The sequence below is a fragment of the Amnibacterium sp. CER49 genome (assembly GCF_029846255.1).
In the GTDB taxonomy this organism is placed as follows: domain Bacteria; phylum Actinomycetota; class Actinomycetes; order Actinomycetales; family Microbacteriaceae; genus Amnibacterium.
The window spans coordinates 1,475,193-1,490,920 of sequence record NZ_JARVWQ010000001.1; the positions used below are offsets into that span (position 1 = coordinate 1,475,193).

Here is a 15,728-nt window from a genome sequence, read left to right on the forward strand (position 1 = left end):
CCTCGATCCGGATCCCGGGAGAGCCGATGACGGTCCGCCTCTGCGCCACGTGCGCCGTCGAGCAGCCCGGCGAAGGGTCGCTGCCCGCGGTGTGCCCGATCTGCGCCGACGAGCGGCAGTACGTGCCGCCCTCCGGTCAGGTGTGGACCACGCTCGACGAGCTCACCCGCGCTGGACGCCAGGGTGTGCTCACGGAGCTCGAGCCCGGCATCACCGGGATCACGATCGAGCCGCAGGTCGGCATCGGGCAGACGTCGCTGCTCGTGGCGACCCCCGCGGGCAACCTGCTCTGGGAGCCCTCGGGCTACGTCGACGACCGGCTCGCCGCGCAGGTCGCGGAGCGGGGCGGGGTCGCCGCGATCGCGTCCAGCCACCCGCACATGTTCGGCGTGCAGCTCGAGTGGTCGCGCCGCTTCGCGGACGCGCCGGTGCACGTCGCTGCTGCCGACCGCGAGTGGCTGCAGCGGGGCGGCGACGCGGTCCGGTTCTGGGACGACCGCACCGAGGTGCTGCCGGGCGTCGTGCTGCACCGCATCGGCGGCCATTTCCCCGGCAGCGCGGTCGCCTCCCTGCGCGACGCCGACGGCCGGGGTCTCCTGCTCTCCGGCGACACGGTGCTCGTCACGCCCGACCGCTGGTGCACCTTCCAGCGCAGCTACCCGAACCACCTCCCGCTGTCCGCGGCGGTCGTCGGGCGCATCGCGGACGCGCTCGGCGCACTCCGGTTCGCGCGGCTGATCGACAACTTCGGGCAGCAGATCCGCGAGGACGCGGGCGCCGTCGTGCAGCGCTCTGCAGCCCGCTACATCCGCTGGGTGCGGGGCGACTTCGACGACCGCACCTGAGGCCCGCGGAGCGCCCTGGTCTCCCGGGCATCAGCACCGAGCGCGTCGCGAAGGACCAGCGCCCGGAGGGGCCGGAACCCGACCTCCGGCTGTCGCCGACCGCGCGGACCGAGGCGACGTCGGGCGGCTTCCGCAGCAGCAGCCGTCGCTCGCCGCGGGCGGCCACCTCTCCCAGCGGCTCGGCCTGACCGCCGCTGCGCGGCGCTCAGGAACCGGCGGACGTGGCCCCGTGGCCGAGCGCCTGCGGCAGCGTGGCCCGTGAGGTGCGTCGCAGCTCCTCGACCGGGATCTCGAAGCGGTCCTGCACCTCGAGCGTCCCGCTCGCCGCGTCCGTGACGCCGATGCGCAGCGCCGGCACCCCGCGTCCGGCGCAGAGGCCGTTGAACTTCACGTCCTCCTCACGGGGCACGGCCACGAGCACTCGGGCGGTCGACTCGCTGAACAGCGCGGTCGCGGCGTCCACGCCGTCGCGATCGACGATGCCGTCGAGCCAGACGCGCGCCCCGACGCCGAAGCGCAGCACGCCTTCGGCGAGCGTCGCGGCGAGGCCGCCCTCCGCGAGGTCGTGCGCGGCGGACAGCAGGCCCTCCTCCGCGGCTGCCGCGAGCAGGCCCGCGAGCGCGCGCTCCGCGTCGAGCCGCACCGCCGGCGGGCGACCGCCGAGGTGCCCGTGCGCGACCTGCGCCCAGGCGGAGCCGTCGAGCTCGAGCGCCGTCTCGCCGAGCAGGTAGAGGTTGAGGCCCTCGTCCTGCCATCCCGACGGGATGCGCCGCGCGACGTCGTCGATCACGCCGAGCACGCCGACGACGGGCGTCGGGTGGATCGCCTGCGAGCCGGTCTGGTTGTAGAGCGACACGTTGCCGCCCGTCACCGGCACCTCCAGGGCGAGGCAGGCGTCGGAGAGGCCCTCGACGGCCTCCGCGAGCTGCCACATGACCTCGGGGTTCGTGGGCGCGCCGAAGTTCAGGCAGTCCGTGACCGCGAGCGGCACGGCGCCCGTGACGGCCACGTTCCGGTACGCCTCCGCGAGCGCGAGCTGCGCGCCCTGCCGCGGATCGAGCTGGCAGTACCGCCCGTTCGCGTCCGTCGCGATCGCGACCCCGAGGCCGCTCTCCTCGTCGACGCGGATCATGCCGGCGTCGTCGGGGAAGGCGAGCGCGGTGTTGCCGAGCACGTAGCGGTCGTACTGGTCGGTGATCCAGCCGACGTCGGCGAGGTTCGGGCTGCCGATGAGGGCGAGCACCGTGCGGCGCAGCTCGTCGCCGCTCTCGGGTCGGGGGAGCGCGGCCGCCGAGTCCGCCTGCAGGGCGTCGAGGCCGGCCGGCCGCGCCACCGGCCGGTCGTAGACGGGTCCGTCGACCGCGACCGTGGTCGGGTCGACGTCGACGATCGTCTCGCCGCGCCAGGTGATCTCGAGCCGGCCGGTGTCGGTGACCTCGCCGAGCACGCTCGTCTCGACCTCCCACCGCTCGGTGACGGCGAGGAAGCCCGCGAGCTTGTCGGGGGTGACGACCGCCATCATCCGCTCCTGGCTCTCGGACATGAGGATCTCCTCCGCCGTGAGCGTGGGGTCGCGCAGCAGCACCGCGTCGAGGTCGACGCGCATGCCCCCGTCGCCGTTCGCAGCGAGCTCGCTCGTCGCGCAGCTGATGCCGGCCGCGCCGAGATCCTGGATCGCTTCGACGAGGTCGCCCGCGAACAGCTCGAGGCAGCACTCGATGAGCACCTTCTCCGCGAACGGGTCGCCGACCTGCACCGCTGGGCGCTTCGTCGGGCCGCCCGCGCTGAAGGTGTCGGAGGCGAGGATGCTCGCGCCGCCGATGCCGTCGCCGCCGGTCCGGGCACCGAACAGCACCACCTTGTTCCCGGCGCCGCGGGCGTTCGCGAGGTGGAGGTCCTCGTGACGGAGCACCCCCAGGCAGAGCGCGTTCACGAGCGGGTTGCCCTGGTACACCGGGTCGAACACCGTCTCGCCGCCGATGTTCGGCAGGCCGAGGCAGTTGCCGTAGAAGCTGATGCCCGACACGACCCCGTGCACGACGCGCGAGGTGTCGGGGTCGCCGAGCGCGCCGAAGCGCAGCTGGTCCATGACGGCCACGGGGCGCGCACCCATCGAGATGATGTCGCGCACGATGCCGCCGACCCCCGTCGCGGCGCCCTGGAACGGCTCGACGTACGACGGGTGGTTGTGGCTCTCGACCTTGAACGTGACCGCCCAGCCGCGCCCGATGTCGACGACGCCCGCGTTCTGCCCCATGCCGACCATGAGGTGCTCGCGCATGCGGTCGGTGACCTTCTCGCCGAAGCGACGCAGGTACTTCTTGCTCGACTTGTACGAGCAGTGCTCGCTCCACATGACGGAGTACATGGCGAGCTCGCCCGAGGTGGGCCGCCGGCCGAGGATCTCGCGGATGCGCGCGTACTCGTCGTCGGTGAGCCCGAGCGCCTCGTAGGGCTGGACGCGGTCCGGGGTCTCGCCCGCGCGCTGCACGGAGTCGATGACGGGCGTCGTGGTCGCGGCGGTCTCGGCGCTCATGCTGCTGGTCCGTCCCCTTCTGCAGGCCGGATGCCAGGGTATCGGGCGGCCGCCGGCCGCTCCGGCGCGGCTCCGACACCGGCTCCCGTCGCGACTCGGGTCGATCCACGGGGCTCAGGTCGCACTCGGCGTCGCTTCGGGGTGCGGATGCCGACCCGGAGTGCGACCGGAGTGACGCGTCAGCGCGCGAGGGCCCCTTCGAGGGCGGAGCGGAAGACGCGCAGGCCGTCGACGCCCGAGCGCATCGCAGCGTCGGTGTCGGGACCGAAGCCCGGCTCGACCGCGTGCTCCGGATGCGGCATGAGGCCGACCACGTTGCCGCGCTCGTTCGCGACACCGGCGATGCCGTGCACGGAGCCGTTGGGGTCGACGTCGACGTACCGGAACACGACCCGGCCCTCGTCCTCGAGCCGCGCGACCGTGTCGGCGTCGGCGACGTAGCCGCCCTCGCCGTTCTTCAGCGGCACGACGATCTCCTCGCCGGCCTCGAACCCGCTCGTCCACGCCGTTGCCGTCTGCTCGACCCGCAGGCGCTGGTCGCGGCAGATGAAGGCGCCGTGGTCGTTGCGGACGAGGCCGCCGGGCAGCAGGTGCGCCTCGGTGAGCATCTGGAAGCCGTTGCAGATGCCGAGGACCGGCAGGCCGCCGTCGGCCGCGTCGATCACCTCGCGCATGATCGGCGAGTGCGCGGCGATCGCGCCGCAGCGCAGGTAGTCGCCGTAGCTGAAGCCGCCGGGCAGCACCACCGCGTCGACGCCCGCGAGGTCGTGGTCGCCGTGCCAGAGCCGCACGGGCTCGGCACCGACGAGACGGATCGCTCGGCGGGCGTCGCCGTCGTCGAGCGAGCCCGGGAACGTGATCACGCCGACCCGGGTCACGAGGAGGCCTCCCGAACGCTCACGACGTCCTCGATGACGAGGTTCGCGAGCAGCTCCTCGGCCACCTGGCGGGCGTCGGCGAGGGCCTGCTCGTCGACAGGGCCGTCGACCTGCAGCTCGAACCGCTTGCCGACCCGGACCCCGGAGTAGCCCGCCTTGCCGAGCCGGTGCAGCGCACCGACGACGGCCTTGCCCTGGGGGTCGAGCAGCTCCGCCTTCGGCATCACCTCGACGACGATCACGGGCACGGCGACTCCTCGCGTTCCTGGACGGGACCCGGAGAGCCTACCGAGCCCGGCGGTTCCACCGAGGGCCGACGGCGCGCGGGGCGACTACGCGCCGAGCAGGTCCTGCAGCTCGCGGTAGCGCCCCGCGGTGCGCTCGACCACGTCCGCGGGAAGCGCAGGGGGCGCACCCGAGCCGTCCCAGTGCGCCTTCAACCAGTCGCGCACGATCTGCTTGTCGAAGCTCACGCCCCGGTTCCCGGCCGCGTAGGCCTCCGCGTCCCAGTAGCGGCTCGAGTCGGGGGTGAGCACCTCGTCGGCGAGCACGAGCTCGCCCGTGGCGGGGTCGTCGCCGAACTCGAGCTTGGTGTCCGCGAGGATCAGGCCGCGCTCGGCCGCCAGCTGCCGCGCCCGGGCGTACACCTCGAGCGACCGTGAGCGCAGCGCCTCGGCGGTGTCGCCCCCGACGAGCTCGACGACCCGGTCGAAGGCGATGTTCTCGTCGTGCTCGCCCTGCTCGGCCTTGTAGGCGGGGGTGAAGATCGGCTCCGGCAGCAGATCGCCGTCCTGCAGCCCCGCCGGCAGCGGCACCCCGCTGATCGACCCGCGCTCGCGGTACTCCGCGTACCCGCTGCCCGTGATCACGCCGCGGACGACGCATTCCACGGGGTGCATGGAGAGGCGGCGCACGAGCATCGCCCGGTCGCGGAGGTCCTCCGGCACCGCCGACTCGTCCGCGGCGAGGTGGTTCGGCACCTCCGGCAGCAGGGCGAACCAGCGCCGGGTGAGGGAGGTGAGCACCGCGCCCTTACCCGGGATGCCGGGCTCGAGCACCACGTCGAAGGCGCTGACCCGGTCGCTCGCGACGAGCAGCAGCGTGCCGTCGTCGTCCTCCGGCACGTAGAGGTCGCGCACCTTGCCGGAGGCGAGGGGACGGAAACCGGGGATCGTGGTCATCGGACGTCCTCCGCGATGTCGCCCCGCACCTGCGCGCCGTCGAACCGGACCCGTTCGACCCCCGCGTACGCGCGGTCGCGGGCCTCGGCGAGGGTCGGGGCGGTGCCCACCACGGTGAGGACGCGGCCGCCCGCCGTGACGAACGCGCCGTCCGCCTCGCGCACCGCGGCCGACACGACGGTGACGCCCTCGAGCGCCTCCGCGTCGTCGACGCCGGGGATCGCTGCGCCGAGCTCCGGCTCGTCCGGGTAGCCGGCGCTCGCGAGCACGACCCCGACGGCGGCGTCCTCGCTGAAGCGGGGCGCCGGCACGGCGTCGAGGGTGCCGCGAGCCGCGGCGAGCAGGAGCTCCGACAGCGGCGTCTCGAGGCGGGGGAGCACGACCTGGGTCTCGGGGTCGCCGAAGCGCGCGTTGAACTCGATCACGCGCACGTCGCGCCCGTCGACGATGAGCCCGCAGTAGAGCAGGCCGACGAAGGGCGTGCCCTCCTTGGAGAGCCGCGCGAGCACGGGCTCCGCGATCGCGGTGCGCACGTGGTCGACGAACGCGGCCTCGTCGCCGAACGCCTCCTCGAGCCACGGCAGCGGGGAGAACGCCCCCATGCCCCCGGTGTTCGGGCCGGTGTCGCCGTCGCGGAGCCGCTTGTAGTCCTGCGCCGGGGAGAGGGGCACGCAGCGGGTGCCGTCGGAGACGAAGAAGAGCGACGCCTCGCGGCCGCCCAGGTGCTCCTCGACGAGCACGGGACCGCGCTCCAGCCAGGTGAGCGCGTGCGCGCGGGCCGCCGCGCGGTCGTCGGTGACGAGGACGCCCTTGCCGGCGGCGAGGCCGTCGGCCTTCACGACGTGGGGCGCGCCGAGCTCGTCGAGGGCCGGGTCGAGGTCGTCGACCGTGAGCACGTCGCGCGCGCGGCCGGTCGGCACGCCCGCAGCGGCCATGATCCGCTTCGCGAACGCCTTGCTGCCCTCGAGCTGCGCTGCGGCGCGGTCGGGCCCGAACACCGGCACGCCCCGCTCGTGCACCGCGTCGGCGACCCCCGCGATGAGCGGCGCCTCCGGCCCGACGACGACGAGCTCGGCGCCGGTCTCGGCGGCGGCCGCGGCGACCGCGGCGGGGTCGGTGGGGTCGAGCGGCAGGAGCGTCGCGACGCGGCCGATCAGGGCGTTGCCCGGCGCGACGACCACGTGGTGCCCCGCGGCCTCACGGGCGAGGGCGAGTGCGATGGCGTGCTCCCGCGCGCCCGAGCCGAGGATCAGGATGCGCACCGTGCCGATGCTAGCGAGCGCCCGGGTGCCGGATCCGCGGCCCTACCCTGGATCCATGGCGCGCTCCCGCATCCCGGACGCCGATGGCGACGCCGCCGTGGCCGCCGCGCTCGCGGGCGGCGACCGCACGGCGCTCGCGACCGCGGTGCGCTACCTGCTGCAGCTGCTCGCGGAGCGGCACCCGGGCGGCAGCGTCGAGGTGCGGGTGCCGCCGTTCGGCGCGGTCCAGTGCGTCGAGGGCCCCAAGCACACGCGGGGGACGCCGCCGAACGTCGTCGAGATGGATCCGGCCGTCTGGCTCGCCGTCGCGACGGGGGAGCGACCGTGGGCCGATGCCCGCGAGGCGGGCGAGGTGCGGGCCTCGGGCAGCCGGGCCGATCTCACCGGGCGGGTGCCGGTGTGGCGGGCACCGGTGCGGCGGTGAGCGCCCCGGAGCGCCGTGAGGTGCGGGTGCGCCGCTCGCCGAGGCTCGGCGTCTTCCTGCTCGCCGGTGCCGTCGCCGGGGTGCTCGCGGCCGCGATCGCGGCCTTCGTGCTGCCGGCCGGCGGCACCTACACGACGGGGCAGGTGCTCGGCTTCCTCGCCGTGATCTTCGCGGCCGTCGGCGCTCTGCTGGGCGGCCTCGTCGCGGTGGCCGTCGACGCCCTCTCGTCGCGGCGCGCGCGTGTGCTGCAGGCCGAGCGGTTCCGTGACGCCGAGCCCGCGGAGCGCGACCCCGACGCCTGACCCGCCGCACCCGCGGGTCGGCCGCTTCCGGCAGTCCCCTTCCGTCTGCCGCCGGAACGCTCGTCCGCGCTCGTACGCCTACAGGTGTCCCGGCGGGATACACGCGCCCGGGCTGGGCTTGTCTGCGACGTCTTCCGCATCGCGAGCGCGAGGAGTCGCCCCTCGGGGCCGAACCGGCCCGCGCGCCCGGGAGTCCCGTCGGCGTACGTCTGCCATCGGGACGCGTGTCTGCGGACGTCGGGCTACAACCGTCCCGTCGTCCCGACGGCGGACGAGCGGCGATGCGGAGGCAGGGCTACTGCTCCAGCGAGCGGGCCCTGCGGGTCGCGAGGCGCAGCTCCATCTCGTGCGTGACCATCTCGCCGAGGCTGCGGAGGATCGCGAGCTCGTTGGGCGAGAGCACCCGCGGCTCGAAGCCGAGCACGCTGAGCGAGCCGAGCACATGGCCGTCCGACGCGAGCAGCGGCACGCCCGCGTAGAAGCGCACGCCGAGCTGCGTCACGAGCGGGTTGCCGCTCGCGATCGGGTCGAGGCGACCGTCGGGGACGTGGACGACCTCGCCGCTCTGCACGACCCGGGCGCAGAGGCCGGGGTCGCGGGCGATCTGCTCGGCGTCGATGCCGTGGTGCGACTTGAACCAGATGCGGTCGCGGTCGACGATGCTCACGGTCGAGACGGGTGCGCCGATGGTGCGCGCCGCGAGCGACGTGATGCGGTCGAAGGCGCCCTCGGGCGGGGTGTCGAGCAGGTCGTAGCGCTGCAGTGTCGCGAGCCGCGACTCCTCGTCGAGCTGCTCCGACGACTCCGGCGCCGTCTCGGAGTCGATGACGAACTGCCGGAACACGATCGCGAGCTCGGCGGGCGTCGGCCGCTCGGCGCCGGAACGCCGGGTCATCGCGGTCAGCACCTGGCGCCAGGGCCGCGGCAGCTCCTCGGGCACGACCGGGTCGCGGTCGAGCCGCGCGAGCGCGGACTCGAGCACGCCGCCGGGGAACGCCACCTCGCCGGTGAGCGCCTGCAGCAGCACGAGGCCGAGGGAGTAGACGTCGGTCGAGGGGCCGACGGGCTCGCCGGCGGCCTGCTCGGGGCTCAGGTAGGCGGCCGTGCCGGTCGTGTACTCCTCGTCGATCGTCGAGGCCACGAGCGCGGCGATGCCGAAGTCGGCGAGCTTCGCGCGCGGGCGGTGCACCTCGTCCTGGCCGACGAGCAGCACGTTCGCGGGCTTCACGTCGCGGTGCACGATGCCGCGGCCATGGATGTAGTCGATCGCCTCGGCGAGGTCGAAGCCGAGGTGGGCCGCGTGGCGCAGCGTGAGCGGCCCCGTGCGCAGCCGGTGACGCAGGTCGGTGCCCTCGACGTGCTCGAGCACGAGGTACACGCGGGGGAGGACGCCGCCGCGCTCGATGCCGGTGTCGAACAGCGTGACGAGCGCCGGGTGGCTGAGCGGCGCGAGGGTGCGCGCCTCCTGCTGGTGCGCCTGCAGCTCCTCGACCGAGGTCGAGCCCGCGGTGAACAGCTTCAGCGCGACGGGGCGGCCGAGCAGCTGGTCCTCGGCGCGGTAGACGATCGCGGCGCCGCCGCGGCCGAGCACGCCGAGCAGGCGGTAGCGGCCGCCGACGAGCGTGCCGAGGGCGGGCTCGCCCGGGGCGGGCAGCGCGCCGGGGTCCGAGACCAGCGACATGGACGCCCCTCCCGGCTGCTGCGGAGCCCTCCGAGCCAGCCCTGTCCGTCGACGGCGGGCGCCGTCCCGATCAGGGTACGTGACGGATCGAGCGATGCCGGGGGTCAGCTGAGCTGGTTCGCCTCGACCCACTCGAGGTACTCGGGGGTGACGGTGCCGGTGACGTAGTCGCCGGTGAAGCAGCTCATCTCGAGCCCGTCGACGTCGGAGCCCTCGAGGATCGCGGCCTCCATGTCGGCCACCTCCTGGTAGAGCAGGGCGTCGGCGCCGATCTCCCGCGCGATCTCCGGGATGCGGCGGCCGGCGGCGACGAGCTCGCGCCGCGTGGGCATGTTGATGCCGTACACGTGCGGGTGCCGCACGGGCGGCGCCGCCGACGCGAAGAGCACCTTGTTCGCCCCCGCGTTCCGCGCCATGTCGACGATCTGCGCGCTCGTCGTGCCGCGCACGATCGAGTCGTCGACGATGAGCACGTTCTTGCCGCGGAACTCCGTGCCGAGCGCGTTCAGCTTCTGCCGCACGCTGCGCTTGCGGACCGCCTGCCCCGGCATGATGAACGTCCGGCCGACGTAGCGGTTCTTGTAGAACCCCTCGCGGTAGGTGATGCCGAGCTTCTGCGCGAGCTGCATCGCCGAGGGCCTGGCGCTGTCCGGGATGGGCATGACGACGTCGATGTCGCCGTCCGTGGCGTACCGGGCGACGGTGTCGGCGAGCCGGGCGCCGAGGCGCAGGCGGGCGTCGTAGACCGAGATTCCCGACATCGTCGAGTCGGGACGGGCGAGGTAGACGTACTCGAACGAGCACGGCACGAGCCGCGGCGCCACCGCGCACTGCTCGAGGTGCAGCGTGCCCTCGACATCGATGAAGGCGGCCTCACCCGGGGCGATGTCGCGGACGTACTCGTAGCCGTTGCTCTCGAGCACGAGCGACTCCGACGCGATCATCCACTCGTCGCGGCTGACGCCCGGCAGCTGGTCCGACGAGCGCCGGCCGAGCGTGAGCGGCCGGATGCCGAACGGGTCGCGGAACGCGAGCAGCCCCCGGCCCGCGATGAGCGCGATCGCCGCGTACGAGCCCTCGACCCGCTCGTGCACCCGCCGGACGGCGGTGAAGACCTGGTCGGGATCGAGCTCGGTGCCCGACAGCTGCGCCTGCAGCTCGTTCGCGAGCACGTTGAGCAGCAGCTCGGTGTCGGAGTCGCTGTTGAGGTGCCGCCGGTCGATGTTGTACAGGTCGGCGTTCAGCTCGCGCGTGTTCGTGAGGTTGCCGTTGTGCACGAGCACGATGCCGTACGGCGCGTTCACGTAGAACGGCTGCGTCTCCTGCTCGCTCGCCGCGGAGCCGCGGGTGGCGTAGCGCACGTGGCCGAGCCCCGTGTTGCCGAGGAGGCTGCGCATGTCGCGGGTGCGGTACGCCTCGCGCACCTGCCCCCGCGCCTTGACGGAATGGAACGAGCCGCCGTCGTCGGTCACGATGCCCGTGGAGTCCTGACCGCGGTGCTGCAGCAGCAGCAGGCTGTCGTAGACGAGCTGGTTGACCGGCGAGGCGGCGGAGACGCCGACGATGCCGCACATGAACGGAAGAAAGCCCCTGCCCTACGCTGAAACGGCCGGGGTTCAGTGTGCCACCTCGGACGAGCCCTGCTGCACGGAGGACATCCTGGCGAACGACCCATACGCCCGCGCCGGCGTCGACACCCGTGCCGGCGACCGCGCCGTCGAGCTGATGAAGCGCAGCGTCGCGTCGACGCGGCGCCCGGAGGTGCTGGGCGGCATCGGCGGCTTCGCCGGCCTCTGGGACGCCTCGGCGCTCGCCGCGTACCGGCGGCCGGTGCTCGCCACCTCGACGGACGGCGTCGGCACGAAGGTCGCGATCGCGCAGGCGCTCGACCGGCACGACACGGTCGGCCAGGACCTCGTCGCGATGATCGTCGACGACCTCGTCGTGGTCGGCGCCCGCCCGCTCTTCCTCACCGACTACATCGCGTGCGGGCACGTCGTCCCCGAGCGCATCGCGACCCTCGTCGCCGGCATCGCGGACGCCTGCCGAGAGACCGGCACCGCCCTGCTCGGCGGAGAGACCGCGGAGCACCCCGACCTGCTCGGCCCCGACGAGTACGACCTCGCGGGCGCCGCGGTCGGCGTCGTCGAGGCCGACGCGCTGCTCGGCCCCGACCGGGTGCGGCCGGGCGACGTCGTGCTCGGGATGGCGTCGTCGGGGCTGCACAGCAACGGCTTCTCGCTCGTGCGGCGCGTGCTCGCCGACGCCGGTGTCGAGTTCACCGACGAGGTCGAGGGCATCGCCGGGCCGATCGGCGAGACGCTGCTCACCCCGACCCGGCTCTACACGATGCCGCTGCTGCAGGTGCTCGACGGCCCGAACGGTGCGGCGGTGCACGCCTTGGGCCACGTGACCGGGGGCGGGATCGCCGCGAACCTCGCTCGCGTCCTGCCGCAGGGCACGGCCGCCGAGATCGACCGCGGCGCCTGGACGCCCCACCCGGTGTTCGGCGTGCTCGCGCGGCTCGGCGGCTTCGGGCTGCAGGAGGCCGAGGGCACCTGGAACCTCGGGCTCGGCATGCTGGCGGTCGTCGACGCGGCTGCGGCCGGCGCGGTGGCCGCCGAGCTCACGGGCACCGGCATCGCGACGACGCCGGTGGCGACCGTGACCGCCGGGAGCCCCGAGGGCGACGGCTACGAGCGCGGCGCGAAGGGCGTCGACGGCGGCGCGGTCCGGCTCGTCGGCACCTGGCGCTGACGACCGAGCGCGTCGGCGTCCGGGCGCGACTCGACGACCGGGCCGAACCGGCGCGGGTCCGATGCCGCTCGGGCCGGATGCGGGGGAGCGATCTCGCGCCTAGCGGCGGGAGTCCTCCTCGGCGAAGTCCTCCTCGGACCACCCCGCGTGCTGATCACCAGAGCCGCCCGAGAGCTCGCGCTCGAGGTCGGAGTAGTTGGTGTCAGGACTGAAGTACTTCAGGTCGCGAGCGACCTTGGTGTGCTTCGCCTTCTGACGGCCGCGCCCCATGCGTGACCCCCTCTGAACATCGTCACCGCGCAGTGGGTGACGACGCGGGAAATAGGTGCGAAAACTGGCGCTCATCGTAACACGGGCATGTGCGGCAGGATGGAACCGGGCGGGGGGAGTCGAGATGCCGGTGGCGCTTCCATCTCGGATCGACGTGGTCATCGTCGGTGCCGGGCAGGCGGGCCTGTCGGTCGCCTACTACCTGCAGCGTCTCGGCGTGCGGTCCGGCGTCGACCAGCTCGTGCTCGACCGGGGACCCGAGGCGGGCGGCGCGTGGCAGCACCGCTGGGAGGCGCTGCGGCTCGGTTCGGCGCACCGCGTGCACGACCTGCCCGGCATGCGCCGCGCCGGCATCAGCTTCGAGACCGCCGATCGCACGCGGCCCGCGAAGGACGTGGTGACCGAGTACTACGGCTACTACGAGCGCTTCTACGGCCTCGACGTGCGCCGACCCACCTCGGTGACGGCGGTGTTCGACCGGGGCGCCGACCTCGTGGTCCGCACCGACCAGGGCGACGTCGCGACACGGGTGCTCGTGAACGCGACGGGCACGTGGGGCGCGCCGTTCGTGCCCTACTACCCGGGGATGCGCGACTTCCAGGGCACGCAGGTGCACACGGCCACCTACCGCTCGGCCGAGGAGCTCGCGGGGAAGCGGGTGCTCGTCGTCGGCGGGGGCACCTCGGCCATCGGGTTCCTGCTCGAGCTCGAGGGCGTCGCCGCGAAGACCTTCTGGGCGACCCGGCGCCCCGTCGACTACCGCGACCACGGCGAGCTCGACCTCGCGAGCGCGGTCAACGCGGTGCAGCAGCAGGACTCGGCCGCGCGTGCCGGCAAGGCGCTGCCGTCGATCGTGAGCGGCACGGGGGTGCCGAGGACCCGCCGCATCGCCGCGGCGATCGAGCGGGGGCTGCTCGATCAGCGGCCGATGTTCGACCACCTCGAGCCCTCCGCGGTCGTCTGGCCCGACGGCACCCGCGAGCGCATCGACGCGATCATCTGGGCGACCGGGTTCCGGCCCGACCTGCGCCACCTCGCGCCGCTGAAGCTCCGCGACGCGGCGGGGGGCGTCGCCGTGACGACGGGCGCCGTCGAACGCGATCCGCGCATCTTCTTCGCCGGTTACGGCCCGACCGCGAGCACGATCGGCGCGAACCGCGCTGGGCGCACCCTGGCGCGCCAGGTCTTCTCCGCGCTCGGCCTCTCGACCTCACCAGTCCCGGTGCAGGCGCCGACGACCGAGGTGCTGCCCGTGGTGGCGGGGCCGCACGCGCCGTCGCAGGACCGGCCCGAGGAGCCCGCCGACCACGTCGCCGAGCTGATGGCGCGGTTCTTCACCGACGCCTGACCCGAGGCGCGGCTAGACCCGGGTCTGGACGCGGCGGTCGTCGTCGGGCGCCGTGCGCCCCTGCGGCTCGGCGGTGCCGCCCGGGCCCTTGTGGTGCCGGCGCGGCACCGGGTTCGGGCGCACGGGCTCGCCGCGGCGGTCCTGCCCGGGGATCGGCCGCGACCGGCGGCCGTAGACGAGCTGCGACGAGTCGAGCAGCCACGGCACGAGGGCGATCGTCACGCCGTGCACGAGCATGAGCTTCTGCCGGATCCGCCGCGCCTTGTGGTTGTGCAGCAGCTGCTCCCACCAGTGGCCGACGATGTAGACGGGCGTGTAGACGGTGACGACCTCGGGCCCGTGGTCGAGGCGGCGGGCCTTGATGTACTTGATGAGGGGCACGCTGATGTCGCGGTAGGGCGACGGCACGACCCTGAGCGGCACCGCGATGTTCATCGACGACCACTCCTCGACGAGGCGCTGCGTCGCCGCGTCGTCGATCGAGACGTGCACGGCCTCGAGCGACTCGTGCTTGGCCGCGATCGCGTAGTCGAGGGCCTTCAGCACCGGCTTCTGCATGCGCCCGACGAGCACGACCGCGTGGTCGCCCTGCGCCCCGAAGGTGGTGTGCGGATCGACCTCGATCTCCTTCTCGACGTCGCGGTAGTACCGGTGCACGCCGAGCATGAGGAACCAGAGGATCGGCATGAACACGAACACGAGCCACGCGCCGTGCGTGAACTTCGTGACGGTGACGATGACGAGCACGAGGCCGGTGAGGGTGAGCCCGACGACGTTCGTGACGAGGCTCTGCACCACCTCGGTGCGGTTGTCGACGCCCTGCTTCAGCAGCCGCAGCCAGTGGCGCACCATGCCCGTCTGGCCGAGGGTGAACGAGACGAACACGCCGATGATGTACAGCTGGATGAGGCCCGTGACGTTCGCCCGGTAGACGACGAGCAGCAGGCCCGCGGCGAGCGAGAGCAGGATCACGCCGTTGCTGTAGATGAGCCGGTCGCCGCGGGTGAGCAGCGCCTTCGGCGCGTAGCCGTCGCGGGCGAGCACGCTGCCGAGCAGTGGGAAGCCGTTGAAGGCGGTGTTCGCGGCGAGCAGGAGGACGAGCGCGGTCGCCGCCTGCACGATGTAGAACGGCAGCGACGTGCCGCCGAAGACCGCGGCGGCGACCTGCGCCATGAGGCTCGGCTGCGGCGCGGAGGCGCACTGCTTCCAGCCCACGAGGTCGCAGGGGTTCTCGACGTAGTGCACGCGGGCGATGAGCGCGATGGCGACGAGCCCGACGAACAGCACGATCGCGACCGAGCCCATCGCGACGAGGGTCATCTGGGCGTTCTGGATCTTCGGGCGACGGAAGGCCGGCACGCCGTTCGCGATCGCCTCGACGCCGGTGAGCGCCGAGCAGCCGCTCGAGAAGGCGCGCAGCAGCAGCAGCACGAGGCCCGCCTGCGCCACCTGGTCGCCGTGCACCGTGTACTGCGCGCTCGCCGCGACGGGGGCGGAGCCGAGCGCCGTGCGCACGAGGCCGACGACGACCGTCAGGAAGACGCTGCCGATGAACACGTAGGTCGGCAGGGCGAAGGCCTTGCTCGACTCGCGCACGCCGCGCAGGTTCACCGCGCAGAGCAGCACGACGATCGCGAAGGCCATCTCGACGCGGATCCCCGCGAGCTGCGGCACCGCCGAGATCACGTTGTCGACGCCCGACGCGACCGACACCGCGACGGTGAGGATGTAGTCGACGAGCAGCGCCGAGGCGACGACGAGCGCCGCCTTCTCGCCGAGGTTCTTCTGCGCGACCTCGTAGTCGCCGCCGCCCGACGGGTACGCCTTGATGAGCCGCCGGTACGAGAGCACGACGACCACGAGCAGCAGCACGACGACCGCCGCCACCCACGGGGTGAACGAGAGGAAGGACAGGCCGCCGAGCGTGAGGATCAGCATCATCTCCTGCGGCGCGTAGGCCACGGAGGAGAAGCAGTCGCTCGCGAAGATGGGGAGGGCGAGCAGCTTGGGCAGGAGCTGGTCGTCGAGCTTGTCGCTCGGCAGCTTCTCGCCGAGGATCAGCCGTTTGACCGAGAGGCCCTCGTCCTCGGGTGCCGAAGTCACGACGGGGCAGCGTACTCACGCCGCGCACCCTGTCAAACCGCCGTCATGGCGGGAGACGCGGGGAAGCCTGGACGGCACGTCCACCGCCGGCCCGACCTGGGCCGCCCTCATCACCCGCGCCATTCAGGCTGCTCCCACCTG

14 protein-coding genes are annotated in these 15,728 nt (G+C 73.6%); 5 read left to right on the top strand and 9 right to left on the bottom strand.

Annotation, left to right across the window (positions count from 1 at the left end; all coding sequences use genetic code 11):
• The first annotated feature begins 26 nt into the window (after positions 1 to 26).
• Positions 27 to 845, top strand: coding sequence for an MBL fold metallo-hydrolase (locus QDR37_RS07200; RefSeq protein WP_279712938.1), 819 nt, complete (start codon positions 27 to 29; stop codon positions 843 to 845).
• Between the two features lie 205 nt (positions 846 to 1,050).
• Here the strand turns inward: QDR37_RS07200 and purL are convergent, their stop codons facing one another.
• The 5 genes from purL to purD all read right to left on the bottom strand — a co-directional run bounded on the left by purL (position 1,051) and on the right by purD (position 6,702).
• Entirely contained in the window at positions 1,051 to 3,381 is a 2,331-nt protein-coding gene (gene purL / locus QDR37_RS07205; RefSeq protein WP_279712939.1) for a phosphoribosylformylglycinamidine synthase subunit PurL, read from the bottom strand.
• A 179-nt stretch (positions 3,382 to 3,560) separates the two neighbouring features.
• Entirely contained in the window at positions 3,561 to 4,259 is a 699-nt protein-coding gene (purQ, locus tag QDR37_RS07210; RefSeq protein WP_279712941.1) for a phosphoribosylformylglycinamidine synthase subunit PurQ, read from the bottom strand.
• A complete protein-coding gene (purS, locus tag QDR37_RS07215) occupies positions 4,256 to 4,507 on the bottom strand; it encodes a phosphoribosylformylglycinamidine synthase subunit PurS (protein WP_279712942.1) in 252 nt (83 codons plus the stop codon). The genes purQ and purS overlap by 4 nt, the downstream gene beginning before the upstream one ends.
• 84 nt (positions 4,508 to 4,591) lie before the next feature.
• Positions 4,592 to 5,440: a phosphoribosylaminoimidazolesuccinocarboxamide synthase gene (locus QDR37_RS07220; RefSeq protein WP_279712943.1), complete on the bottom strand. Its 849-nt coding sequence runs from the start codon at positions 5,438 to 5,440 to the stop codon at positions 4,592 to 4,594.
• On the bottom strand, positions 5,437 to 6,702 hold the full coding sequence (gene purD, locus QDR37_RS07225) for a phosphoribosylamine--glycine ligase (protein WP_279712944.1): 1,266 nt from the start codon (positions 6,700 to 6,702) through the stop codon (positions 5,437 to 5,439). The genes QDR37_RS07220 and purD overlap by 4 nt, the downstream gene beginning before the upstream one ends.
• A gap of 55 nt (positions 6,703 to 6,757) precedes the next feature.
• On the opposite strand from purD, the gene QDR37_RS07230 reads away from it, so the two are divergent.
• Together QDR37_RS07230 and QDR37_RS07235 are read left to right on the top strand one after the other, a co-directional pair.
• Positions 6,758 to 7,126, top strand: coding sequence for a sterol carrier family protein (locus QDR37_RS07230; RefSeq protein WP_279712945.1), 369 nt, complete (start codon positions 6,758 to 6,760; stop codon positions 7,124 to 7,126).
• Complete coding sequence (locus tag QDR37_RS07235; RefSeq protein ID WP_279712946.1) at positions 7,123 to 7,428, top strand: hypothetical protein; 306 nt, start codon at positions 7,123 to 7,125, stop codon at positions 7,426 to 7,428. Before QDR37_RS07230 ends, QDR37_RS07235 begins: the two co-directional genes overlap by 4 nt.
• A gap of 295 nt (positions 7,429 to 7,723) precedes the next feature.
• Here the strand turns inward: QDR37_RS07235 and QDR37_RS07240 are convergent, their stop codons facing one another.
• On the bottom strand, positions 7,724 to 9,109 hold the full coding sequence (locus tag QDR37_RS07240) for a protein kinase (protein ID WP_279712947.1): 1,386 nt from the start codon (positions 9,107 to 9,109) through the stop codon (positions 7,724 to 7,726).
• 104 nt (positions 9,110 to 9,213) lie between these two features.
• On the bottom strand, positions 9,214 to 10,683 hold the full coding sequence (purF, locus tag QDR37_RS07245) for an amidophosphoribosyltransferase (protein WP_279712948.1): 1,470 nt from the start codon (positions 10,681 to 10,683) through the stop codon (positions 9,214 to 9,216).
• An 82-nt stretch (positions 10,684 to 10,765) separates the two neighbouring features.
• On the opposite strand from purF, the gene purM reads away from it, so the two are divergent.
• Positions 10,766 to 11,866 carry a phosphoribosylformylglycinamidine cyclo-ligase gene (gene purM, locus QDR37_RS07250; RefSeq protein WP_279713581.1) on the top strand — a complete coding sequence of 367 codons (1,101 nt, stop codon included), beginning with the start codon at positions 10,766 to 10,768 and terminating at the stop codon, positions 11,864 to 11,866.
• Positions 11,867 to 11,965: 99 nt separating this feature from the next.
• On the opposite strand, the gene QDR37_RS07255 is transcribed toward purM, so the two are convergent.
• The gene (locus QDR37_RS07255) at positions 11,966 to 12,136 is read right to left on the bottom strand and encodes a DUF3073 domain-containing protein (protein WP_279712949.1); all 171 of its coding nucleotides are present in this window, start codon (positions 12,134 to 12,136) and stop codon (positions 11,966 to 11,968) included.
• Between the two features lie 124 nt (positions 12,137 to 12,260).
• Here QDR37_RS07255 and QDR37_RS07260 point away from each other — a divergent pair, with 124 nt between their 5' ends.
• Positions 12,261 to 13,484, top strand: coding sequence for an FAD-dependent oxidoreductase (locus tag QDR37_RS07260; protein WP_279712950.1), 1,224 nt, complete (start codon positions 12,261 to 12,263; stop codon positions 13,482 to 13,484).
• A gap of 12 nt (positions 13,485 to 13,496) precedes the next feature.
• On the opposite strand, the gene QDR37_RS07265 is transcribed toward QDR37_RS07260, so the two are convergent.
• The gene (locus QDR37_RS07265) at positions 13,497 to 15,587 is read right to left on the bottom strand and encodes an APC family permease (RefSeq protein ID WP_279712951.1); all 2,091 of its coding nucleotides are present in this window, start codon (positions 15,585 to 15,587) and stop codon (positions 13,497 to 13,499) included.
• Between the last annotated feature and the right edge of the window lie 141 nt (positions 15,588 to 15,728).

What these genes read in the sequence shown, in the direction of transcription:
- purL (WP_279712939.1), bottom strand. Translation starts at nt 3,381, where the DNA reads ATGAGCGCCGAGACCGCCGCGACCACGACGCCCGTCATCGACTCCGTG.
- QDR37_RS07260 (WP_279712950.1), top strand. Translation starts at nt 12,261, where the DNA reads ATGCCGGTGGCGCTTCCATCTCGGATCGACGTGGTCATCGTCGGTGCC.
- QDR37_RS07220 (WP_279712943.1), bottom strand. Translation starts at nt 5,440, where the DNA reads ATGACCACGATCCCCGGTTTCCGTCCCCTCGCCTCCGGCAAGGTGCGC.
- QDR37_RS07200 (WP_279712938.1), top strand. Translation starts at nt 27, where the DNA reads ATGACGGTCCGCCTCTGCGCCACGTGCGCCGTCGAGCAGCCCGGCGAA.
- QDR37_RS07230 (WP_279712945.1), top strand. Translation starts at nt 6,758, where the DNA reads ATGGCGCGCTCCCGCATCCCGGACGCCGATGGCGACGCCGCCGTGGCC.
- purF (WP_279712948.1), bottom strand. Translation starts at nt 10,683, where the DNA reads ATGTGCGGCATCGTCGGCGTCTCCGCCGCCTCGCCGGTCAACCAGCTC.
- QDR37_RS07255 (WP_279712949.1), bottom strand. Translation starts at nt 12,136, where the DNA reads ATGGGGCGCGGCCGTCAGAAGGCGAAGCACACCAAGGTCGCTCGCGAC.
- QDR37_RS07240 (WP_279712947.1), bottom strand. Translation starts at nt 9,109, where the DNA reads ATGTCGCTGGTCTCGGACCCCGGCGCGCTGCCCGCCCCGGGCGAGCCC.